20 protein-coding genes and 1 pseudogene are annotated in these 20,360 nt (G+C 73.0%); 11 read left to right on the forward strand and 10 right to left on the reverse strand.

What is annotated here, in order from left to right; translation table 11 throughout:
• The first annotated feature begins 53 nt into the window (after positions 1-53).
• Entirely contained in the window at positions 54-704 is a 651-nt protein-coding gene (locus ABZ939_RS20100) for a M15 family metallopeptidase (RefSeq protein WP_361856656.1), read from the forward strand.
• Between the two features lie 68 nt (positions 705-772).
• Positions 773-1,114: a DUF5713 family protein gene (locus ABZ939_RS20105; RefSeq protein ID WP_361856598.1), complete on the forward strand. Its 342-nt coding sequence runs from the start codon at positions 773-775 to the stop codon at positions 1,112-1,114.
• Between the two features lie 89 nt (positions 1,115-1,203).
• Here ABZ939_RS20105 and ABZ939_RS20110 read toward each other — a convergent pair whose 3' ends face one another.
• Positions 1,204-2,859: an acyl-CoA dehydrogenase family protein gene (locus ABZ939_RS20110; RefSeq protein WP_361856601.1), complete on the reverse strand. Its 1,656-nt coding sequence runs from the start codon at positions 2,857-2,859 to the stop codon at positions 1,204-1,206.
• Positions 2,843-3,460 carry a TetR/AcrR family transcriptional regulator gene (locus ABZ939_RS20115; protein ID WP_361856603.1) on the reverse strand — a complete coding sequence of 206 codons (618 nt, stop codon included), beginning with the start codon at positions 3,458-3,460 and terminating at the stop codon, positions 2,843-2,845. Before ABZ939_RS20115 ends, ABZ939_RS20110 begins: the two co-directional genes overlap by 17 nt.
• A 98-nt stretch (positions 3,461-3,558) precedes the next feature.
• Between ABZ939_RS20115 and ABZ939_RS20120 the strand changes: the two genes are divergently transcribed.
• A complete protein-coding gene (locus ABZ939_RS20120; RefSeq protein ID WP_361856606.1) occupies positions 3,559-4,737 on the forward strand; it encodes a hypothetical protein in 1,179 nt (392 codons plus the stop codon).
• A 40-nt stretch (positions 4,738-4,777) separates the two neighbouring features.
• Here ABZ939_RS20120 and ABZ939_RS20125 read toward each other — a convergent pair whose 3' ends face one another.
• Positions 4,778-5,362 (reverse strand): TMEM165/GDT1 family protein, encoded by a 585-nt coding sequence (locus ABZ939_RS20125; protein WP_361856609.1) that lies wholly within the window; start codon positions 5,360-5,362, stop codon positions 4,778-4,780.
• Positions 5,363-5,660: 298 nt separating this feature from the next.
• On the opposite strand from ABZ939_RS20125, the gene ABZ939_RS20130 reads away from it, so the two are divergent.
• The 3 genes from ABZ939_RS20130 (at position 5,661) to ABZ939_RS20140 (ending at position 9,147) form a co-directional block, all read left to right on the forward strand.
• Positions 5,661-6,275, forward strand: a complete 615-nt coding sequence (locus ABZ939_RS20130) for a TetR/AcrR family transcriptional regulator (RefSeq protein ID WP_361856612.1) — start codon at positions 5,661-5,663, stop codon at positions 6,273-6,275.
• Positions 6,275-7,936: an MFS transporter gene (locus ABZ939_RS20135; protein WP_361856658.1), complete on the forward strand. Its 1,662-nt coding sequence runs from the start codon at positions 6,275-6,277 to the stop codon at positions 7,934-7,936. Before ABZ939_RS20130 ends, ABZ939_RS20135 begins: the two co-directional genes overlap by 1 nt.
• Positions 7,937-8,001: 65 nt before the next feature.
• Positions 8,002-9,147, forward strand: a complete 1,146-nt coding sequence (locus ABZ939_RS20140) for a PP2C family protein-serine/threonine phosphatase (protein ID WP_361856615.1) — start codon at positions 8,002-8,004, stop codon at positions 9,145-9,147.
• On the opposite strand, the gene ABZ939_RS20145 is transcribed toward ABZ939_RS20140, so the two are convergent.
• The 3 genes from ABZ939_RS20145 to ABZ939_RS20155 all read right to left on the reverse strand — a co-directional run bounded on the left by ABZ939_RS20145 (position 9,144) and on the right by ABZ939_RS20155 (position 12,898).
• A complete protein-coding gene (locus tag ABZ939_RS20145; RefSeq protein ID WP_361856618.1) occupies positions 9,144-9,953 on the reverse strand; it encodes a hypothetical protein in 810 nt (269 codons plus the stop codon). The two genes, ABZ939_RS20140 and ABZ939_RS20145, sit on opposite strands and share 4 nt — an antisense overlap.
• Before the next feature lie 462 nt (positions 9,954-10,415).
• A complete protein-coding gene (locus tag ABZ939_RS20150) occupies positions 10,416-11,801 on the reverse strand; it encodes an NtaA/DmoA family FMN-dependent monooxygenase (protein ID WP_361856621.1) in 1,386 nt (461 codons plus the stop codon).
• Positions 11,798-12,898: an LLM class flavin-dependent oxidoreductase gene (locus tag ABZ939_RS20155; RefSeq protein ID WP_361856623.1), complete on the reverse strand. Its 1,101-nt coding sequence runs from the start codon at positions 12,896-12,898 to the stop codon at positions 11,798-11,800. Before ABZ939_RS20155 ends, ABZ939_RS20150 begins: the two co-directional genes overlap by 4 nt.
• 364 nt (positions 12,899-13,262) lie before the next feature.
• On the opposite strand from ABZ939_RS20155, the gene ABZ939_RS20160 reads away from it, so the two are divergent.
• Positions 13,263-14,447, forward strand: coding sequence for an alpha/beta hydrolase (locus ABZ939_RS20160; RefSeq protein ID WP_361856626.1), 1,185 nt, complete (start codon positions 13,263-13,265; stop codon positions 14,445-14,447).
• A gap of 44 nt (positions 14,448-14,491) precedes the next feature.
• Positions 14,492-15,063, forward strand: a pseudogene (locus ABZ939_RS20165) (HD domain-containing protein).
• 18 nt (positions 15,064-15,081) lie between these two features.
• Here the strand turns inward: ABZ939_RS20165 and ABZ939_RS20170 are convergent.
• Positions 15,082-15,477 carry a cupin domain-containing protein gene (locus ABZ939_RS20170; protein ID WP_361856660.1) on the reverse strand — a complete coding sequence of 132 codons (396 nt, stop codon included), beginning with the start codon at positions 15,475-15,477 and terminating at the stop codon, positions 15,082-15,084.
• Positions 15,478-15,547: 70 nt separating this feature from the next.
• Between ABZ939_RS20170 and ABZ939_RS20175 the strand changes: the two genes are divergently transcribed.
• Entirely contained in the window at positions 15,548-16,573 is a 1,026-nt protein-coding gene (locus ABZ939_RS20175; protein WP_361856629.1) for a helix-turn-helix domain-containing protein, read from the forward strand.
• Here ABZ939_RS20175 and ABZ939_RS20180 read toward each other — a convergent pair.
• Entirely contained in the window at positions 16,570-17,154 is a 585-nt protein-coding gene (locus tag ABZ939_RS20180; RefSeq protein WP_361856632.1) for a nucleosidase, read from the reverse strand. The genes ABZ939_RS20175 and ABZ939_RS20180 overlap by 4 nt on opposite strands.
• 78 nt (positions 17,155-17,232) lie before the next feature.
• On the opposite strand from ABZ939_RS20180, the gene ABZ939_RS20185 reads away from it, so the two are divergent.
• A complete protein-coding gene (locus ABZ939_RS20185) occupies positions 17,233-17,436 on the forward strand; it encodes a cold-shock protein (protein ID WP_361856635.1) in 204 nt (67 codons plus the stop codon).
• A gap of 40 nt (positions 17,437-17,476) precedes the next feature.
• On the opposite strand, the gene ABZ939_RS20190 is transcribed toward ABZ939_RS20185, so the two are convergent.
• Both ABZ939_RS20190 and ABZ939_RS20195 read right to left on the reverse strand, forming a co-directional pair.
• Positions 17,477-18,625 carry a hypothetical protein gene (locus tag ABZ939_RS20190; RefSeq protein ID WP_361856637.1) on the reverse strand — a complete coding sequence of 383 codons (1,149 nt, stop codon included), beginning with the start codon at positions 18,623-18,625 and terminating at the stop codon, positions 17,477-17,479.
• A gap of 134 nt (positions 18,626-18,759) precedes the next feature.
• On the reverse strand, positions 18,760-19,152 hold the full coding sequence (locus ABZ939_RS20195) for a hypothetical protein (RefSeq protein ID WP_361856640.1): 393 nt from the start codon (positions 19,150-19,152) through the stop codon (positions 18,760-18,762).
• A 101-nt stretch (positions 19,153-19,253) separates the two neighbouring features.
• On the opposite strand from ABZ939_RS20195, the gene ABZ939_RS20200 reads away from it, so the two are divergent.
• Positions 19,254-20,360: Hsp70 family protein (locus ABZ939_RS20200; RefSeq protein WP_361856643.1), on the forward strand; the 1,107-nt coding region annotated here is incomplete at its 3' end.

A 20,360-nucleotide genomic window follows, 5' to 3' on the forward strand; every position in this document is an offset into this window, starting at 1 on the left:
TGGCCGCGCAGCTCCTCGCGGACGGCCCGGAGAGCGAGGGCATGATCGAGTCCATGAGTGAGATCACCCTGATGTCGGACCCCAAGGTCGCCGCCGTCCCCGTCAAGGAGTGCGATGAACGGCTGGTGGACGTACGGGAGGAGGGCTCGCTGCTCGTGGACCCGCGCAAGCGCGACGGAACGGGCGCCTTCGCCCATCTGCGCGCGGGCGTCCTCGAACGGCTGCTCAAGGCGCAGGAGACGCTGCCGGACGGACTGCGGTTCCTCTACGTGGAGGGCTACCGCCCGCCGTCCCTGCAACGGCGGTACTTCGAGGAGTACCGAGCCGAGCTGCGCGCCGCCCACCCCGACTGGGCCGCGCCGGACCTCCACGCCGCCGCGAGCCGCTACGTCTCCCCGCCCGAGATCGCGCCGCACAGCGCCGGATCGGCCGTCGACCTGACCCTCGCCGATCCGGACGGGCGCGAACTGGACCTGGGCACCCGGATGAACGCGAGCCCGGAGGAGAGCGTCGGCGCGTGCTACACGCACGCCGCCGGGATCACCGCCGAGGCCCGGCGGAACCGCGAGATCCTCGGCGCCGCACTGAGCGGTGCCGGGCTCGTCAACTACCCCACCGAGTGGTGGCACTGGTCCTACGGCGACCGCTACTGGGCCCTCGAAACGGGCGCGTCCGCCGCGGTCTACGGACCGAAGGAGCTCTGACCACGGGCCGTTGTCAGTGGCGTGGTGAACCATGGTCGCAACGGTGACCGAGAGGTGAAGGGGATCGCATGTCCATCACGAACCAGCAGGTGGCGGAGTACGCGTTTCTGCGCGCGCTGTACGAGGACGGGTACTACCCGGACAGCGTCGTCGACAAGGGGAAGGCGATCCTGCAGCGGCTCTGTGAGCGCATCGAGGCCGAGCAGCCGGCCGATCTGACGGCGCTGTACGCGCTCACGGAGGTGGCCACCGAGGAGTTCAACGCCCTGGAGGCGGATTTCGAGGAGGCCGGGAGCGAGATCGAGACCGTCGCCCGCGAGGAGATCGCCGAGAACTTCTGGTTCGTCGCCACGGCCTACGGCTTCACGGACGCCGACGTGGAGGAGCTGGTCGCCGCCCGGGAGTGGTGACGGCATACGGCCGTGGCCGGCCGGAGCAGGGGCCCGGCCGCGGACCGGGGCAGCGCCCCCGGTCCGCGCGTGTCGCGGTGTCGTACGGCTCAGGCCGCCGGGACCGCGCCCGGCGCGCCGCGCTCGATGATCGCCGCCGTGTCCAGGCCGGGCGGAAGCGTGCCGAAGGCGATGCCCCAGTCGCTGTCCAGGCGCGAGGCGCAGAACGCGTCCGCGACCGCCGGATGGCCGTGCCGTACGAGCAGCGAGCCCTGCAGGACCAGCGCCATGTGCTCGACCAGCCGGCGGGCGCGGTACTGGAGCGCGGCGGCGTCACCGAGGTCGCCCAGGTCCTTGCGGAGTCGCGCCGTCGCCGCGTCGAGCCGGCGGTCGGCGCCGGCCGCGCGGTCCACCTCCGCGAAGAACGCCTCGACCGCCTGCGGCTGACGCCCCATCGCCCGCAGGACGTCGAGCGCGGCCACATTGCCCGACCCCTCCCAGATGGAGGGCAGCGGGGACTCGCGATAGAGGCGGGGGAGTCCCGAGTCCTCGACGTAGCCGTTGCCGCCCAGGCACTCCAGCGCCTCGGCGGCATGCGCGGGAGCCCGCTTGCACACCCAGTACTTGGTGACCGCGAGGCCGAGCCGGCGCAGCAGCTCCTCCTCCGTGTCACCGGCCGCCGCCCGGTCCACCGCGCCGGCGAGCCGCAGACCGGCGATCGTCGCCGCCTCCGCCTCCACCGCCAGGTCGGCCAGCACGTTGGTCATCAGCGGCTGGTCGATCAGCCGCGCGCCGAACGCGCTGCGGTGCGTGGCGTGGTGGACGGCCTGCACCAGGCCCTGGCGCATCCCGGACGCCGAACTGACCGCGCAGTCCAGCCGGGTCATGTTCACCATCCGGATGATGGTCGCGACCCCACGGCCCTCCTCGCCGACCAGTCGGCCGAGCGCACCCTCGTACTCGATCTCGGAGGACGCGTTGGAGCGGTTGCCGAGCTTGTCCTTCAGGCGCTGCAGCCGGATCGCGTTGCGCGAGCCGTCGGGCAGCACCCGCGGCACCAGGAAACAGGACAGGCCCCCGGGCGCCTGCGCCAGCGTGAGGAACACGTCCGACATCGGCGCCGAGGTGAACCACTTGTGCCCGGTCAGCGCGTAGAAGCCGTCCTCGCCGGTCGGCACCGCCCGCGTCGTGTTCGCGCGCACGTCCGAGCCGCCCTGCTTCTCGGTCATCGACATCCCCGCGATGATCCCGCGCTTCGACGTCGGCTCGCGCAGCCCGAAGTCGTAGACGGGGGAGGTGAGGAGGGGTTCGTACACCTCCGCGAGGTCCGGCTGGGCGCGCAGGGCGGGCACCGCCGCGTACGTCATGGAGATCGGGCACAGATGCCCCGGGTCGGCCTGCCCCCACACGAACACCTTCGCCGCCCGCGCGACATGGGCCCCGGGCCGCTCGTCGCGCCAGGGCGCCCCGTGCAGTCCGTGCCGCACGGCGACGTTCATCAGCTCGTGCCAGTACGGGTGGAACTCGACCTCGTCGACGCGGTGGCCGTAGCGGTCGTGCGTGTGCAGCACCGGGGAGTTCCGCTCGGCCAGCCGCCCCCACTCCTGGGCCTCTTCGCCACCGGCCAGCACACCCAGCTCGCGCACCTCCGCCTCGGCCCAGCCCGCCCCCTCCCGACGCAGGCTCTCCAGAAGGGCCGGGTCGGCCGACACGTCGTAACCGACAAGCGGCGGGACTTGGTTGGTGACCTCATGCGTGCTCGGCATCGGGAACTCCCAGGGCTCTCAGGGTGAAGGTGACCAGGGCGGGTACGGTGTCGGGCCCCACCGCCCCTTCCGTCAGCGGGCCGACGAGCGCCTCCGCGCCCGCCCCGACCAGGGCGGCCGCCGTCAGCGAGGCGTCCTGGGGCGGAAGATGTCCGGACCGCACCCCCTCGGCGATCCGCTCGGCGAACACATCGCGGAACGCCCGCCGGAACACCAGCCGCTCGGCGTCCACGGCCGGGTCGACGGGCTCGGCGAGCAGTGCGTACGCGAGGCGCGGCGACTTCAGGGCACGCTGGGCGAAGGTCTCGATGACGGCCACGACCTGTTCGGCGGCCCCCGCGTGCTCGGGACGATCAGCCGCCTCGGACACCGCGGCCACCTCGCGGGAGACCACCGTCCGGAACAGCTCGACGGCCAGCTCGGACTTGCTGGGGAAGTGACGGTAGACGCTGCCGGTCGCGATCCCGGCGCGCGCGGCGACGGCGGCCATCGTGCAGCCGGCATAGCCGTGTTCGGCGAGGAGAGCGAGCGCGGCGTCCACGACGGTGGCGCGCCGGTCGTCGAGCCTGGCCTGTACGGCGGGCGTGCGTCGGTAGGGCATGGAAGAAGTGAAGCAGTGATTCACTGCTTCAACAAGGGTCCGCACAGGAGTTGACACCCGACAGTCCGCCGCGCGGGCCCGGTCGATAGGTTCGGCCCATGACTTCGCAGCGAGCCGACGTCCACCATTCGCCCTCGACCTGGCAGCAGCCGGTCCCTCCCGCGGCCTCCGCCGAACGGGCCGCCCTGGTCGAGGAGATCGCGCGGGCGATCCTGGCCCGCGGGAGCGGCCGCCTCCTCGTCGGGATCGACGGGTTCACCGCGGCCGGCAAGACGAGCTTCGGGCACGAGCTGGCCGAATGGATCGCGGGCGCGGGGCGGCCCGTGCTCCGGGCGACCCTCGACGACTTCAAGAAGCCCTGGAAGGACCGGCACCTCTACGACCGGGAGTCCGGCGAGGGCTATTACCGCAACGCGTACGACTACGAGCTGGCCAGGCGCCTCCTCCTGGACCCCGGCCGGTCGCCCGAGGCGGACTCCTGCGCCCTGTGCGGCATCGACCCGCTCACCCAGCTCGACCACTCCGCACAGCGGACCCCGCTCGCCCCCGACGCCGTGCTCGTCGTGGATGGGGTCTTCGCCTTCCGGCCCGAGATCGACGGCTACTGGGACTACCGCGTCTGGCTCGACGTGGACGCCGAGCTCTCGGTACGGCGCGGCGCGGAGCGGGACCAGAACTGGGCGGGCTCGGACGCGGAGTCGATCCACCGCGACCGCTATCTGGCGGCGGAGCGCATCTACCTCGCCGAGGTGGACCCGCTGCCGAGGATGGACGCCCTGATCGACAACACCGACTTCGCCAGGCCGCGCGTCCTGGCCCCGGGGCGACGCCCGACGGTGGCCCGCGGTGAGGAGTTCGACGCCCTGGTCGTCCGAACCGACTACGAGGACGAGAGCGCGTGGCAGGAGGTGCGAGCCGCCTTGGCCGAGGACGCGGACTTCTCGGCGCACGTGGTCGACGATCCGGCCTGGGCCGGCGCGGACGCGGACGAGGTGCGGGCGGCGGTCGCGCGTGACGAGGAGCTGAGCGTGGTGTTCCTCGCCGACCGGACGACGATGACCTCCGGCGCGCTGCTCGCGGTGACGCTTCTGACGCGGTCGGAGTGCGCGGACGACGAGGACTACGCCCGACTGACCGAGTTCGGCACCCGGTTCCGTACGGTTCCGGCGGGCGTCCACTCCATCCACGCCAACCTGTCCATCGGCAACCTGGGCTTCGAGGACTACGCCGCGGAGGCGCAGGGCGACCCGGAAGGGGTCTTCCGGAACTTCGAGTGAGGCGCGCCCGGCCGTCGGCGGCCGGGCGCGGATCGTCGTGTCAGCCGACGAAGATCTCGGTGAGCGACCAGATCGCGAGGCCGGCCATGCACACGCCGCCGATGCGCTGGACCGTCTTCAGCGGGACGCGCTTGGCGATGAAGCGGCCCGCGATCAGGGCGAGGGCGGAGACGCTCATCAGGGCCGCGGCCGAGCCGATCGCCGTCGACCAGGTGCCGTTGGTGGCGGCGAGGTTGGCCGTGGTGATCTGCGTCAGGTCGCCCCACTCGCTGATGAAGACGGCCATGAACGCGGTCGAGTAGACCGGCCAGAAGCCGGTCACCGTCCTGCCGCCCGCCTCGTCCTCCGCGTCGTCGCCCCCGCCGCGCAGCAGCATGAACGCGCCGAAGGCGAACAAGAGGGCCGAGATGAGCTTGACGATCCAGTCGGGCAGCAGGCCGATGAGGCTGCCGGCGCCCACCGCGATGGCGACGTGCACGACGAACGCGGTCGAGGTGCCGAACCAGACGTACAGAGGACGCATGCGCGTGCCCATCGCGAGGGACGCGAACATCGTCTTGTCGGGAAGCTCGGCGAGGAAGATCAGCCCGAAGGCGGTGAGGATCGCCAAGGGGTCGAGGTGCATACCGGGGGCTCTCTGCTCGGTCCGGGCCCGGGATCCGCACGGCACCACGGTGGGCGACGGGAAGAACCACTCGGCCCGGCATGACGGACCACGCCCGCAGGATGCGGACATGGCGAATGCCTGGCCGAAGGTCTCGCCCGTCCGCGCTTCCGCGTGGACCCGGTCACCGGGAACCCGAGGGCTCCAGTGTGTCGACGACCGGTTCGCAGGGCTACTCCCCTTCGCTGTCGAACAGTGTAGCGGAGGACTCCGCCGATCTTGGTAGACACTGTCTACGCCCGGCTGGTAGACAGTGTCTATGACTGATGAGACCGAGACGGAAGCCGAGACCGCGGCCGGGCTGCGCGGCCGGCTGATCGACGCCGGGGTCGAGCTGGTGCACGCGGAAGGGGCGCAGGCGCTGTCCCTCCGGGAGATCGCGCGTCGCGCCGGGGTCTCCCACGGGGCACCCCGCCGCTACTTCCCGACCCACCTCGACCTGCTGTCGGCCATCGCCCGCGAGGGTTTCGCCGAGCTCACGGAGCGCGTCACCGCCGCGCTCGGGGCGGCATCCGACGGCCCCCGCGCCGAGCTCGACGCCCTCGCCCGCGTCTACCTCGACTTCGCGCTGACCCGCCGCGGCATGTACGAGCTGATGTTCCGTCACGACCTGCTCGAAAGCGGGCGCCTCGGGCTGCGGGAGACCAGCCTGCCGCTGTTCGACCTCCTCGCCCGACTCGTCGCCCGCGCCCAGCCCGAGACCGGCGGTCCCGACCCGGCGGCGGTGGCGGCCGCGCTCTGGGCGAACCTGCACGGCATCGCCCAGCTCTGGGTCTGGGGCAGCCTCCAGTTGGCCGCCCGTACGGACGACGTGGAGCCGCTGCTCCGGGCCGCCCTCGACGCCCACCTCGGCCCGACGGGACACACGCGGTGATACGTCAACGGCATCTGACCCTCGCCTGCAGCGTCGTGGGCGCCGCCGTCGTGGCCCTCGACGGCACCGTGCTCACCCTCGCGCAACCCGCGCTCCAGCACGACCTGCATGCGAGCTTCGCGCAGGTCCAGTGGACCAGCACCGGATACCTCGTCGCCGTCGCGAGCCTGCTGGTGTTCGCGGGCAGGCTCGGCGACCGCTACGGCCACCGGCGGCTCTTCGCCCTCGGAACGCTCGGTTTCGCCGCCGCGTCGGCGGGCATCGCGCTCGCCCCCGGGATCGGCTGGGTGATCGGTCTCCGCGTCCTCCAGGGGGTGTGCGGGGCGCTCCTGCAGCCGGCCACGCTGGGCATGCTGCGCGCCGCCTTCCCGCCCGGCCGGCTGGCCATGCCGATCGCCCTGCGCACCAGCGCGATCGGTCTCGCCGCAGCGGCGGGACCGCTCGTCGGCGGCGCGCTGGTCACCGCCCACGGCTGGCGTTCCGTCTTCGTGCTCACGGCGCTCCCCGCCCTCGCGATCGGCCTCCTCGGCCTCCTGTCCCTCGCGGCCCCCGCCCCGGCCGCCGACGGGTCCTCCGTGCCCGATGCCCTCGCGTCGGCCGCGAGCGGGTCGTCGGCGACCGGTGCCCTCGCGTCGGCCGCAGGCGGGTCCTCTGGGCATGGTGCTCACGTGTCGGCCGCGAGCGGGGCGTCGGCGACCGGTGCCCTCGCGTCGGCCGCAGGCGGGTCCTCTGAGCACGGTGCTCACGTGTCGGCCGCAGGCGGGTCCTCCGCTGTTCCCGCGCCGCGTTCGAGTGGGGCCGGTTCTTCCGGTTCGCCCGCCGACGCCCGTACCCCGCTCGACCTGCCCGGTGCCTGCCTGCTCGCCGTCACCCTGGGGTGCCTGGTCCAGGTGCTGGTGGCAGCACCGGAATCCGGCTGGACCTGGTCGACCACCCTCGCCCTCGGCGCCGCCGTCGCGGCCGGAGCCGCCTTCGCCCGGCACGAACGGCGCACCGCCCGTCCCCTCCTGCCACCGGCCCTCCTGCGGTCCCGGCCCGTCGTGGCGGGCCTCGTCACGCTCCTGGCCGCGTCGGCCGCCCTCTTCGGGGCGCTTTTCGTGGGGACGTACTTCCTCCAGGACGTGCGAGGACTCGACCCCCTGACGAGCGCCCTGTGGGTGCTGCCCCTCGCCATCATGATGGTGGTCGGCGCACCCTCCGCGGCCCTGCTGCAACGCCGGTTCGGCCCCCGCCGTACGACGGCCGGAGGAGGAGTCCTGCTCGCCCTCGGCGTGCTACTGCTCTCCCGGCTCGACGCGTCGGCGACATCGGTGCAGACCGGCGGCTGTTTCGCCCTCCTGGGCGCCGGGTTCGCCACGGTCATGGCCACCGCCACAGCCGTCGTCGTACACCGGGCGTCCCTGGCCGACGCCGGAGTCGCCGGCGGACTCCAGCAGACCGCCATGAACATCGGTCCGGCCCTCGGCGTCGCCACCGCGACCCTGCTGATGACGCTCGACACGTCCGCCGGCTTCGTTCCCGCGATGACGACCACGTTCCTGGTCCTCGCCGCCGTCGCCGCGCTCGGCGTCGCGGCCGCGCTCGGGCTGCCCGGTCGCGCCGCCCCCGTGACGGAGCCGGAGGTGCACCGACCGGAGTCCCTGCCCGCGTCCCGGCCCTGACCGTCGCGGACACGCCCGGGTACAGGCGCCGGGCCCCCGCCGCCCTCACTGCGTACGATCACGAAATGCCCTCAGGTGAGCACCGTGGCCGGCCCTTGTCCCGGCCGCGCACGCAGATCAACATCGGCCGGGCGCTGCCGGTCCTGGTCATGGTCCTGACGGTACTCGCCGACCTCCTCACCGCCGACGAGGAACGCTACGACCGGCTCCTGGCCGCCGCGCCCGCCCTCGCCGCCGTCACCTGGAGCGTCCGGGGCACGGCGGCCATCGGTCTGCTCGCCATGGTCCTTGCCCCGCTGCTCGCCGCGGACAGGGACAGGGACCTGCAGTTCGTTCCCGACATCGTCGCGACCGAGGTGGTCCTGGCGGCGGTGACCCTGGTCGCCGTCTGGGTGAGCCGGGTCCGGCTGCGCTACGACCAGGACCTGCGCGAGCTCACCGCCGTTGCCGAGGTCGTCCAGCGCGTGGTGCTCCGTCCGCTCGCGCCCCGACTCGGCGACGTCGACCTCCACCTGCTGTACGTCGCGGCGGCTGCCAAGGCCCGGATCGGCGGCGATTTCTACGAGGGCGTCCGCGTGCCCGGCGCCGTACGCCTGATGCTCGGCGACGTCCAGGGCAAGGGGCTGGGAGCCGTGGAGACCGCGTCCGTACTGCTCGGCTTCTTCCGCGCGGCCGTCAATGACGCCCCCGACCTGCCCGCGCTCGCCGACCGGCTGGAGGAGGGGCTCGAACGCTACGGGGCCTGGGATCCCGATTCCGACGCGGCCGAACGCTTCGCCACCGTCGTCCTCGTCGAGATCCCCGACGACGGCGACGTCGTACGGCTCCTCAGCTGCGGCCACCCCGCCCCGCTGCTCCAGACCCGCGCCGGCGTACGTCCCGTCGACTTCGGCGATCCCTCCCTGCCGCTCAACCTGGCCGCCCTGTTCGACGCCCGCCACCGGGTGGAGGAGGTCCCCTTCGGGCCCGGGGACCGGCTGCTGCTGTTCACCGACGGAGTGAGCGAGACCCGCGACCTCGCCGGCACCTTCTACCCCCTGGAGGAGCGCATGTCCGGCTGGGCGGCGGAGCCGGGCGAACGCCTCCCCGAACTGCTCCACCGTGACCTGACCACCTACGGCGCGGACGGCCTCGACGACGACGTGGCGGCGGTCCTCGTCGTACGCCGACCCCAAGAGGAGCCCACGCCACAAGGGAAGCCGTCGCCCTAAGGCATCTCCACCGGCACCGACTCGTACAGCACCGTGTGGAACCGGCCCTCCGACTCGCGCCCCTCCGGATCCGCCCCCAGCTCCCGCACCGCCTCGACGGCGAATCGCTGCTCGCGGTCGTCGGTGAACAGCCGCTGCGGATACGTCCGCGACGGATCGGCGACGGTCCGCAGGCCGTGGGCCGCCAGACACTCGGCGATCGGCCGGTACGAGACGGTCCGCAGCACGAACGCGCTCACCCGCACCGGCCGACCGGTCCATTCGAGCAGCGCGGCGAAGGTGCGCCGGGTGAGGTAGCTGCCGCCGCCGGTCAGCGTGATCAGCCCGACGTCGGCCATCGCGGCCCGCAGCCGGGGGCTCGGCGGTGCGCCCTCCTCCAGGTTCTCCGCGAAGACGTCGTCGAGGAGGCCGACCTCGCGGGCGTACCGCAGCGCGTGGCCCGCGACGTCGAGCCCGATGACCGGTGCCGCGTCGGAGCGGCGCCGGGCGGCGTAGAACTCCTTGTCCCGCACGGCGAGTTCGGCGGATGTCAGCCCGTCGACCGCCGGATCGGTGTAGCGCGCGTACAGCTCCGCCAGGGTGACGTCGTGGTTGAGCAGCGCGGCGTTGATCCCGTACGAGCAGCACAGGTCGAGCACCGTCCCGCCGCCCCGCTCGGCCGCCGCGCGCCGGAAGGCGGCCTGGGCCTGCTGCGGAATCTCGTACTCCAGCGGCGCCAGCCGTCGGAAGTACGCCCGTGGGTCGGGCCGGTCGTAGATGTCGTCGAACCGCGCCTTGCCGCCCGTCTCCGACCCGGACCCGCTCATCCGTCCCGCCTCCCTCGCACCGGCGGCACCCGCCCCGCGAGCGACTCGCGCCACGGGCACCGCATCCGGTGGGCATCCTGCTCGGAACGCGGCCCGGCGCTCGCGTCCGCATCGGGGGCGCACGAAGCTCCACCCGCACCGCGGGGCGGCTCCGGGCGGGGCCCACCCCTCCAGGATGGGCTCGCCTCCGGCCGACCGCACGGGGGAGACCGCCGGGAACACGCGTGCCGTCACGGGCCGCACCCGTCCCAAACGTGGAAATCGGGGCAGTCGGTGTCGTTCAAGCCCGGGTTCGTGCCTCGCGCGCTGCTCATGCGCTCTCTGGTGCCTCCGCCCGCCATCCTGACCCCGCGCCGGACGAGGCCGGACCTGGCAGGGACCGGCAGGCTGGGCCCCGGCCCCGGCAGGCGGGGCCGGAGGGGGGCGGGACGTGCGCCGCCCCTCCCGGCGCCGTACCCCGTCCTAGCTCTCGGCGCTCGCCGGACGGCGTGCCTCGCGCAGGCCCAGATGCTCCCTGAGCGTCGTGCCGGTGTAGGCGGTCCGGTACGCCCCCCGTTCCTGGAGCTCCGGAACGAGCAGATCCACGATGTCGTCGAGCCCGTCCGGAATCAGATACGGCGAGATGTTGAAGCCGTCGATCGCGCCGTGGCGCGCGAAGCGTACGAACTTCTCGGCCAGGCCGGCGGGCGTGCCCACATGACCGCGCTGCGGCCCCAGTTCGATGACCGTTTCGCGCAGGGACCAGCCGTTGGCCTCGGCCTTCGCGCACCACTCGGCCACCACGGCCCGTGGATCGGCGATCCTGCGCGAGCCGAACGCGCCCGTGTTCTCCACCACCACCGGGTCCTCGGCGGGCAGCGGCCCGTCGGCGTCGCGCCCCGACAGATCGATGCCCCACAGCAGACCGGCGATGCCCAGCGCGGTGGCGGGCGTGACCTGTTCGAGCCGAACCCAGCGCGCCTTCTCCTCCGCCTCCTTCTCGGTGGCCCCGATGATGATCTCCGTACCCGGCAGGATCCGCAGGTCGTCCTCCGGCCGGCCCGCCGCCCGGAGCCGGCGCCGGATGTCCTCGGCGAAGGCGAGCGCGTCGTCGAACTCGGTCCCGTGGGCGGAGAAGATGACGTCCGCCTGGCGCGCGGCGAAGTCGCGGCCCTCCGCCGAGTCGCCCGCCTGGAAGATCACCGGATGGCCCTGCGCGCTGCGCGGCAGCGTGGGCGCGAGGTCCAGATCGAACTGCGCGCCGATGTACCGCACGCGGCTCACCGCGCCGGGCACCGACCAGGACCGCGCGTCGGAGGTGTCGGTGACGGCGCCGTCCGCCCAGCCGTCCCAGATCGCCCGGGCGGCGGTCAGGAACTCCTCCGCACGCAGGTAGCGGTCGGCATGGTCGAGGAATCCGCCGCGCCGGAAGTTGGCGCCCGTCCAGGCGTTGTCGGTGGTGACGACGTTCCAGCCGGCCCGGCCCTGTGAGAGGAGGTCGAGCCCCGCCAGGCGGCGGGCGAGGTCACCCGGCTCGTTGAACGTGGTGTTCGAGGTGCTGACCAGACCGATCCGGTCCGTCACGGCCGCCAGCGCGGCGAGCTGGGTGATCGAGTCGGGGCGTCCGGCGACGTCCAGGTCGTGGATGCGGCCGTCCACCTCGCGCAGCCGCAGGCCGTCGCCGAGGAAGAAGGCGTCGAAGAGCCCCCGCTCGGCGGTCTGCGCGACTCGCCGGAAGGAGGCCGGGTCGATCTGCGAACCACTCGCCGGATCGGACCAGATCGTCCAGTGGTTGACCCCCTGGAAGAAGACGCCGAAGTGCAACTGGGCGTCCGGGTAGGGCACGTCGGTGAGATCGTCGCGGGTCATCGGGCCTCCTCGGCGAAGCGGCTGTCGGGACGGGGGAGACCCAGTGCGGTGCGCAGCGTGGCACCCGGCAGCGGGCGGACGGCGATCCGCCGGACGAAGAGTTCCGGCAGGACCAGGCGGGACAGCACGGCCAGATCCTCGTCGAGGACGAGGGGGTGCAGCCGTACGCCGTCGACGTGACGGCTCAACTCCTCGAGCAGCGCCACAAGTCCGGACGCGGATCCGGTGTAGCGCAGCCGGGTCCCGTCGTGCGACGCGGGTGGCTCCCAGGGCGCGTGGCGCTCCAGGTCCGCGATCCGCTCCCGGGCCGACTCCCGCGGCGTGTCCAGCGCCACCTCGACCTCGGCGAACGCCAGCGGCGCACCGGCGCCGGCCGCGGCCTCGCCCGCCTCCGCCGGGGTGGCGCCGCCGACCAGGGCGATGTCGAGGAGGTCGTGCGGTACGAGACCGGAGCGGGCGATCACCACGGGCCGGCCCTGGGGCGGTCGCGGCACGATCGCGGGACCCTTGACCGCGTACGTCTCGCCGGTGAAGTCGATGTAGTGCAGGCGGTCCCGGTCGAGATAGCGGCTGGTGGCAACGGAGCGGACGACGGCGTCGTCCTCCCAGGAGTCCCACAGGTCGCGGACCACGCGTACCCCGTCACGGGCCTCCCGGCCGAGCGCTTCGGCGCCTTCCACGCGTGGCCGTCCCCAGGCCCGGGCGGCCTCGGCGCTCTCCTCGGTGGTCACCACCCAGGCGGCGCGGCCGGTGGACACGTGATCGAGCGAGGCGAGCTGCGAGGAGATGTGGAACGGCTCGGCGTAGGTCGTGGCGACGGCCGGGGCGATGCCGAGCACACCGGTCGACGCGGCGATGAACGCGGCGCGCTCCACCGCGCCGATGCGTCCCACCGGGTCGGTGCCGGAGCCGGGCGGGAGCAGGCTGTCGTCCAGGGTGACGAGGGTGAAGCCGGCGTTCTCGGCGACGGCCGCCACCCGGGCGAGCCGACGAGGGGTCAGCAACTCGCCGGGCGCGTGGGCGGCCCGGCGCCAGGCGGCCGGATGGGCACCGTCGCCGTCGATCTCGATGGCGAGATGCAGGGCTGGGTGGGGCATGGGGGTCCTTCCCGAGGCACACGTGAAACCGCGGGCGCGTCGAGGACGCGTCCGTGGAGGAGGTGATCAGACGTGCGCGGAAGGACAGATGGCGGAGGAGGTACGGCAGAAGTCGACATGCCGTCGGCAGCTCAGCCGCGCACCGGCCCGCACGCCACCACGGGGCGTCGCAGTCGGTGTCCGCACGGGTGCCTCCACACATCCGGAAAGGAGTGCCTCAGCTTAGGCAGGCGGCCTTCCGCACTGTCAAGGACGGTTCTCCGCCTGTGCGGTGCGGTGTGCGACTTCGGGCTGAGGGGCGCGGGCCCGATGTGCGCCTCCGGGGTGACGCTTCCGGTGGTAGGCCGGTCATAGCCTGCGGAACATGGTCGACTTCACCCGGGCGGCAACGGCCGCCCTTCTCGCCTGTGCGCTCTCCTTACCCGTCGCCGCCGCAGTTCCCGCGTCCGCCGCGGCACCCCGAGCCGGGGCCGTGGCCGTCACGGCGTCCTCCTCCCGTGCCCAACTCCCCGCGCCCACCGGCGCGTACGCCGTCGGCAGCTCCGTCCTCCATCTCGTCGATCGCTCGCGCACCGACCCGTGGGTTCCCGAGGCCGACGGGCGGGAGCTCATGGTCACCGTCCACTACCCGGCGGCGCGCCCCGGCGGAGGGCGTCCCGCGCCCTACGCCACGACCGAGGAGGCGCGACTCCTCGTCCGCGGGATGGGCATCGAATCAGCCGTACCCGCCGAGGAGTTGGCGGGGATGCGGACGCACGGGCGGGTCGACGTCCGTCCGGCGCCGGGCAAGCACCCTCTGGTTCTCCTGTCGCCCGGCTTCGGCGCGCCCCGGTACACCCTCACGCACCTCGCCGAGGACCTGGCCTCCCGCGGCTTCGTCGTCGCCTCCGTCGACCACGCCTACGAGTCGCTCGGCACCGCCGTCCCCGGCGGACGGATGCTTACCTGCGTGGCGTGCGAGGCGGTCGACGAGGGCGGCGCCGACCCGGGCCGGGTCACGGCGGCGCGGGCCGGGGACATGACGTACGTACTGAATCGGCTGACCGGTCGGCATCCGGCGTGGCGGTACTCCCGCACGATCGACGCGACCCGGGTCGGCATGGCCGGCCACTCGATCGGCGGCGCGAGCGCGGCCACCGTGATGGTCGCCGACCGGCGCATCGACGCCGGGATCAACATGGACGGCGCCTTCTGGGACCGGCTTCCCGCCGAGGGCCTCCGGGGACGCCCCTTCATGATGCTCGGCACCGACGACGCGATGCACCGCCCCGGCGGCACCGACACGAGCTGGGACCGCACCTGGCCGACGCTCGACGGCTGGAAGCGCTGGGTGACCGTGGCGGGCGCGGAGCACTTCACCTTCTCCGACAGCCCGGTCATCTCACACCACTTCGGCCTGCCCCAGCCCCCGCTCCCCGCCGAGCGCGCGGTCACGGTCACCCGCACCTACGTCGCCGCCTTCTTCGACCAACACCTACGCAACCACCCCCACCCCCTCCTGCACGGCCCCCACCCCGCCTACCCCGAGGCAAAGTTCCACACCCCGTGAGCCATCCGGCTAAGTAGCCTGACCGGGTGCCCTCCTCCGAAGCCCTGCTGCGAGCCCTGCACACCCCTGCCGACCCTCCGCTGCGGCCGCTTCCGCCGACCGCCGCGGCTCTCTTGGAGTCCCTCGACGCCCCACCCCGCCTTGCCGCCCACCTGCGTGCCGTCCACGACGTGGCCGCTCAGCTGGTCGACTGGGTGGAGGGGCGCTGTCCGGGCCTCGTCGTCGACCGCGACGCCGTTCTCTTCGGCGCCGCCACGCACGACATCGGCAAGACGGTGTACACCGACGAACTGACCGGGCCCGGCTCCTCGCACGAGGAGGCGGGCCGCGGCCTGCTGCTTGCTCACGGCGTCACCCCGGACCTCGCGCGCTTCGCCGCCACCCACGCCTCGTGGTCGGATCCCGCCGTCGCCTTCGAGGACCTCCTGGTGAGCACGGCCGACAAGGCGTGGAAGAACAAGCGCGTCCCGGAGCTTGAGGACCTCGTCGTCGCCCGGCTGACCGAGGCCACCGGCAGGCAGCCCTGGGAGGAATCCTCGCGCTCGACGATCTGCTGGGGCGGATCGGCGACGGCGCGGACCAGCGCCTCGCCTTTCAGGCGGCGTTCCCGGTGTGAGTGTGCTCGGGGCGTGGCTCACTCGCCGAGGGTGTGGCCCGTTGTCGCGTCGATGTGGGGTGGGATCTCGTCGTGGCGGTCGCCGACCGACAGCGTTCCCGTCGGTTCGAAGAGCAGGATCGACGCGCCGGACGGGGCGTACGGGCGGTGCTCCACGCCCCGGGGGACGGTGAAGGCCGAGCCGCGTGGGAGCGACACCGTGCGCTCGACGCCCTCCTCCCGCAGCGAGATGCGCAGCTCGCCGTCGATCACGAGGAAGAACTCGTCGGTGTCGTCGTGCGCGTGCCACACATGCTCGCCCGCCACCTTGGCGACGCGTACGTCGTAGTCGTTCACCCGCGTCACGATGCGCGGACTCCACAGGTCCTCGAACGAGGCGAGCGCCGTGGCGAGGGCGATGGGATCGCTGGTCACAGGGGTCTGTCGGCTCATGAAGCCATCCTGAGCCCCGCCCGCCGCCCGGCGTGAGTGCTAGAAAGAGCACATGCCGCAAGGATCCTCGCACGAGTCGGCGCACCGCGTCGTCGTCATCGTCGACGCCAACTCCAACCCCTTCGAACTGGGCTGTGCCACCGAGATCTTCGGCCTGCGTCGCCCCGAGCTCGGGCGCGACCTGTACGACTTCCGGCTCTGCTCGCCCGAGCCCCGGACCCTCATGCGGGACGGCTTCTTCACCCTCACGGGCGTCGCCGGCCTCGCGGCGGCCGACACCGCCGACACCCTCATCGTCCCCAACCGCCCCGACGTCGAGGTACCCCGCCGACCCGCCGTGCTCGACGCGATCCGGCGCGCCCACGCGCGCGGCGCACGCCTCATCGGCTTCTGCAGCGGCGCCTTCACTCTCGCCGAGGCCGGGGTCCTCGACGGCCGGCGCGCCACCGCCCACTGGCAGTGGGCGGAGTCCTTCCGCGCCCGCTTCCCCTCCGTACACCTCGAACCGGACGTCCTGTTCGTCGACGACGGCGACATCCTCACCGCCGCCGGCAGCGCCGCCGCCCTCGACCTCGGCCTCCACGTGGTCCGCCGCGACCACGGCGCGGAAATCGCCAACTCGGTCAGCCGCCGGCTCGTCTTCGCGGCCCACCGGGACGGCGGACAGCGCCAGTTCGTGGAGCGTCCGGTCCCGGACCTGCCCGACGAGTCCCTCGCCCCGCTGCTCGCCTGGGCCCAGGAAGGCCTCGGCTCACCCCTCACCGTTGCCGGCCTCGCCGCCCACGCGGCCGTCAGCCCGGCGACGCTGCACCGCCGGTTCAGGGCCCAGCTCGGTACGACCCCGCTGGCCTGGCTCACCGGTGAGCGGGTGGCCCTGGCCTGCCGTCTGATCGAGCGCGGCGAGTCCCGCTTCGACGTCGTCGCCCGCACCAGCGGCCTGGGCACCGCGGCCAACCTGCGTGCCCTGATGAACCGCGAGACGGGGCTCTCTCCGTCCGCGTACCGCCGCCGCTTCGGCCCGGCCGCACCGACGACGCCTCAGGGGCGTCCGGCGGATGCCGGGTCGGACAGGCCCTAGGAGCGGTACGGAGTGTGGGCCTCGGCCCAGTCCGCGAGCGCCCGGGCACAGTCCGCGACCGACTCCCGCCACGTCCTGGCCGCGCCGTCGCCCGCCTCGTCGCTCACGTGCTTGACGATCCGGATCGGCACCCCGGCCAGGCCGGCGGCGGTCGCCAGGGCGTAGCCCTCCATGTCGACCAGCGGGGCCCGCGCGGCGAGCCGGGCCCGGGCGGCCTCGTCGGAGATGAAGGCGTCGCCGGTCGCCAGGATCACGTCACCGCCGTCCGGCAGGGTCAGCGGCTCTCCGAAGGTCTCACCGGTCAGCGTCGCGAGCAGCTCGCTGTCGAGATCGTGCTGGAGCACCGTGCCCACGACGTGCGTTCCCGTCCACCCCGGCCGCAGCGCCCCGGCCGTCCCTAGGTTGACGACCCCGGACGGGCGCGGGCCCCGGCCCAGCACGGTCGCCAGCGAGATCGCCGCGTTCACCTTGCCCATACCGGTGAGCAGGATCGGCAGATCCGTGTCGAGGAACTGCGCCTCCTCCTTGACGGCCAGTACGAGCAGGGGCCGATCGGTCGTGATCTCTCCGATGAGTTCCATGCGACCACGCTACCCGCCGGGACTTCCCGGCCGCGCCGAGGGACCATGGAGGTGTCCGCATTCGCCAAGGAGATCACCATGGCAACCGGAACAGTGAAGTGGTTCAACGCGGAGAAGGGCTTCGGCTTCATCGCCCAGGACGGTGGCGGCCCGGACGTCTTCGTCCACTACTCGGCCATCGCCAGCACCGGATACCGCGAACTCACCGAAGGACAGAAGGTCCAGTTCGACGTCGTCCAGGGCCCCAAGGGACCCCAGGCGGAGAACGTCACGCCGGGCTGAAGCGCCACGCCGGAGAGCACGCCCGGCCTGGCGGATCAGGTCACATACTCCAGCGGAGTACCGCGCCCAGTCCGCCCGCCGGGCCGCGCATCCCCTCGGGGACCACGAGCACGTCACAGTCGGCCGCCGCGGCCGCCCGCAGCAGCGCGTCGTCCGCCCTCGCCTGCTCGGGCCGGGGAACGCCCATCGCACGGGCCTCACCGCGCTGCACGGCCACCTCGTCGACGCCCGGGCCGACCCAGACCTGGCGGCCCGCGTCGGCGGCCTCCGGGGTCAGCAGCAAGGTCGCCACCTGGTGGTTGCGCGCGGCGTCCACGACCGCCGGAATTCCCTCCGCCGCCTCTCCGGGGCCGGTGTCCACGGAGGACTCGCGGTGCTGGCCCGGCTTGCCCCGGCCCCGGTGGAACCGTTCGAGCGCCGTGCGAAGCCGGCCCTGCGCGTACGCCGCGCCCGCCTGCTCGATCTCGCGGTCGAGCGCCGCCGTGGCGGACCCGGCGGAACGGCCGCCGCTCTCCAGCTCGACGGTCACGTCCCGCACCCGATCCGGCAGCCGGTTGTGCACGGCCCTGCGCTCTCGTACGTCACCGGCCAGGACGAGCAGCTCCGCGCCGCTCTGCGGCCACTGCCTGACGATCTCCGCCACGATGATGTCGGCGGTCTCGTTCCAGCCGTTCTCGACCTTGTTGCGGTAGTGCCATTCGTAGCGGTCGGCGGGCACCCCACGGTGTCCGCGGCCCTGCCACTCCGTCCCACGCGCCTCGCCCACGGCCGTACGGCGGTGCCCCTCGCGCAGCTCCAGATCGGCCCCCATACGGTCGATGTACGCCACCAGGCAGGCCGGCGTCTCGCCCCGCAGGGCGGCCAGCGGTGCCACGTGGGGCAGCAGGGACCAGGTCGCCCCGCCGACGGGCGGGGGAAGCGCGAGCGGGACGTCGAGGACGACCTCGGCGCCCGCGGCGAACAGCGCCCGGCCGGGTGGCGTCCCCGAGACGGGCTCGTGCGCCAGCCGCTCCATCACCGCCCTGGTGGTGTAGCCGTCGGCGCCCGCGTCGATGAGCTGTCCCGCGATGGCGCGCTCACGGAGCTTCTGGATCTTCGCCGCGTCCTCCGTGGCGCGTGTGGTCTCGATGTAGACCGAGGCCCAGGGGCCCGGCCGGGCGAAGAGAGGCTTGAGGAAGGCCAGTTCCATGATGTCCCCCAGACGCGTGGGTACCGACGGTCGGGTGGCCACCCGAACTCGACGTGTCCGTCCGGATGCGGAGCGTGGTGACGGCGCGATTTCTCCCACCCGTCACCCCGCACCTCACGGGTGCCCCTGGGCCCCTACGGCAAACCGGTCGGCTCGTCCCGGCCCAGCCGGTCCGTGGGGACGAACGGCCGGAGTTCTCGTACGGCCCGCTCCGGATCGGGGTCGGAGACGGCCAGGCGGCGGAACGCGGCGTCGCGGCGCAGCTCGACGCAGAGCACGGGATCACCCGGCTTGATCACGGCGAAGTCCTCCCCGTCGGGCAGGACGCGGGTCCCCACGCACAGCCGGTCGGGGATCCAGAGCCCGCGGCCGCGCAGCCCGCGCAGGGCCCGCCACCAGTCGGGCTCGACGCGCACCTCGCGGAGGGCGCTCAACGGGACCCGGACCTGTCTGCGGCGTGCGGCCAGCGTCTCGCGCGGGGACAGCCGGACGACGATCTCCGCGCCTTCCAGGGCCACCCGAGCCATCACGTCTCACCGTCGCCCATGACGACACAACTCCTTCGATTCCTTCCATGATCCGGCCGGTTGTGGGTAGCCGCCAGACGGGCTGGGTTGAGGAGAGGGCCATGTCGCGTGCAGTCGGAATCGACCTCGGAACGACGAACTCGGTGGTCTCCGTCCTGGAGGGCGGCGAGCCCACGGTCGTCACGAACACCGAGGGTGCCCGGACCACGCCGTCCGTGGTCGCCTTCGCGAAGAAGGGCGAGGTGCTGGTCGGTGAGGTCGCCAAGCGGCAGGCCGTGACCAACGTGGAGCGCACCGCGCGGTCGGTCAAGCGTCATATCGGCGACGCGCAGTGGCGTTTCCCGGAGAGCGGCGAGATCGAGGGCCGGCGCTACACCGCCCAGGAGATCTCGGCCCGGGTGCTGCAGAAGCTGAAGCGGGACGCCGAGGCGTACCTGGGAGAAGACGTGACGGACGCCGTCGTCACCGTGCCCGCGTACTTCAACGACAGCCAGCGCACGGCGACGAAGGAGGCCGGTGAGATCGCGGGCCTCAACGTCCTGCGGATCATCAACGAGCCGACGTCCGCGGCGCTCGCCTACGGCCTGGACAAGGAGAACGACCACACCATCCTGGTCTTCGACCTCGGTGGCGGCACCTTCGACGTGTCGCTCCTGGAGATCGGCGAGGGCCTGGTCGAGGTGAAGGCCACCAACGGTGACACGCAGCTCGGTGGTGACGACTGGGACCAGCGTGTCGTCGACCACCTGGTGAAGCAGTTCAAGAACGGCCATGGTGTCGACCTGGCCAAGGACAAGATGGCTCTCCAGCGTCTGCGCGAGGCCGCGGAGAAGGCGAAGATCGAGCTGTCGGCGGCGACGGAGACGTCGATCAACCTGCCGTATGTGAGTGCCTCCGCCGAGGGCCCGCTGCACCTGGACGAGCGGCTGACGCGCGCTCAGTTCGAGCAGCTGACCGCCGACCTGCTCGAGCGCTGCAAGACGCCGTTCCACCAGGCGGTGCGGGACGCCAGGATCAAGGTGTCCGACGTCGACCACGTGATCCTGGTGGGCGGCTCGACCCGGATGCCCGCGGTGACCGAGCTGGTGCGGGAGTTGACGGGCAAGGACCCGCACAAGGGTGTGAACCCGGACGAGGTCGTCGCCATCGGCGCCGCGCTGCAGGCCGGTGTCCTGAAGGGTGAGGTCAAGGACGTCCTGCTCCTCGAC

Origin of the sequence: Streptomyces sp. NPDC046712 (assembly GCF_040645695.1) — a bacterium.
GTDB lineage: Bacteria > Actinomycetota > Actinomycetes > Streptomycetales > Streptomycetaceae > Streptomyces.

Coding starts and splice junctions, on each gene's coding strand:
- ABZ939_RS20120 (WP_361856606.1), top strand. CDS start 3,559: ATGACTTCGCAGCGAGCCGACGTCCACCATTCGCCCTCGACCTGGCAG.
- ABZ939_RS20140 (WP_361856615.1), top strand. CDS start 8,002: ATGCCCTCAGGTGAGCACCGTGGCCGGCCCTTGTCCCGGCCGCGCACG.
- ABZ939_RS20130 (WP_361856612.1), top strand. CDS start 5,661: ATGACTGATGAGACCGAGACGGAAGCCGAGACCGCGGCCGGGCTGCGC.
- ABZ939_RS20175 (WP_361856629.1), top strand. CDS start 15,548: ATGCCGCAAGGATCCTCGCACGAGTCGGCGCACCGCGTCGTCGTCATC.
- ABZ939_RS20100 (WP_361856656.1), top strand. CDS start 54: ATGAGTGAGATCACCCTGATGTCGGACCCCAAGGTCGCCGCCGTCCCC.
- ABZ939_RS20150 (WP_361856621.1), bottom strand. CDS start 11,801: ATGACCCGCGACGATCTCACCGACGTGCCCTACCCGGACGCCCAGTTG.
- ABZ939_RS20110 (WP_361856601.1), bottom strand. CDS start 2,859: ATGCCGAGCACGCATGAGGTCACCAACCAAGTCCCGCCGCTTGTCGGT.
- ABZ939_RS20115 (WP_361856603.1), bottom strand. CDS start 3,460: ATGCCCTACCGACGCACGCCCGCCGTACAGGCCAGGCTCGACGACCGG.
- ABZ939_RS20180 (WP_361856632.1), bottom strand. CDS start 17,154: ATGGAACTCATCGGAGAGATCACGACCGATCGGCCCCTGCTCGTACTG.
- ABZ939_RS20145 (WP_361856618.1), bottom strand. CDS start 9,953: ATGAGCGGGTCCGGGTCGGAGACGGGCGGCAAGGCGCGGTTCGACGAC.
- ABZ939_RS20195 (WP_361856640.1), bottom strand. CDS start 19,152: ATGGCTCGGGTGGCCCTGGAAGGCGCGGAGATCGTCGTCCGGCTGTCC.
- ABZ939_RS20185 (WP_361856635.1), top strand. CDS start 17,233: ATGGCAACCGGAACAGTGAAGTGGTTCAACGCGGAGAAGGGCTTCGGC.
- ABZ939_RS20105 (WP_361856598.1), top strand. CDS start 773: ATGTCCATCACGAACCAGCAGGTGGCGGAGTACGCGTTTCTGCGCGCG.
- ABZ939_RS20125 (WP_361856609.1), bottom strand. CDS start 5,362: ATGCACCTCGACCCCTTGGCGATCCTCACCGCCTTCGGGCTGATCTTC.
- ABZ939_RS20190 (WP_361856637.1), bottom strand. CDS start 18,625: ATGGAACTGGCCTTCCTCAAGCCTCTCTTCGCCCGGCCGGGCCCCTGG.
- ABZ939_RS20155 (WP_361856623.1), bottom strand. CDS start 12,898: ATGCCCCACCCAGCCCTGCATCTCGCCATCGAGATCGACGGCGACGGT.
- ABZ939_RS20160 (WP_361856626.1), top strand. CDS start 13,263: ATGGTCGACTTCACCCGGGCGGCAACGGCCGCCCTTCTCGCCTGTGCG.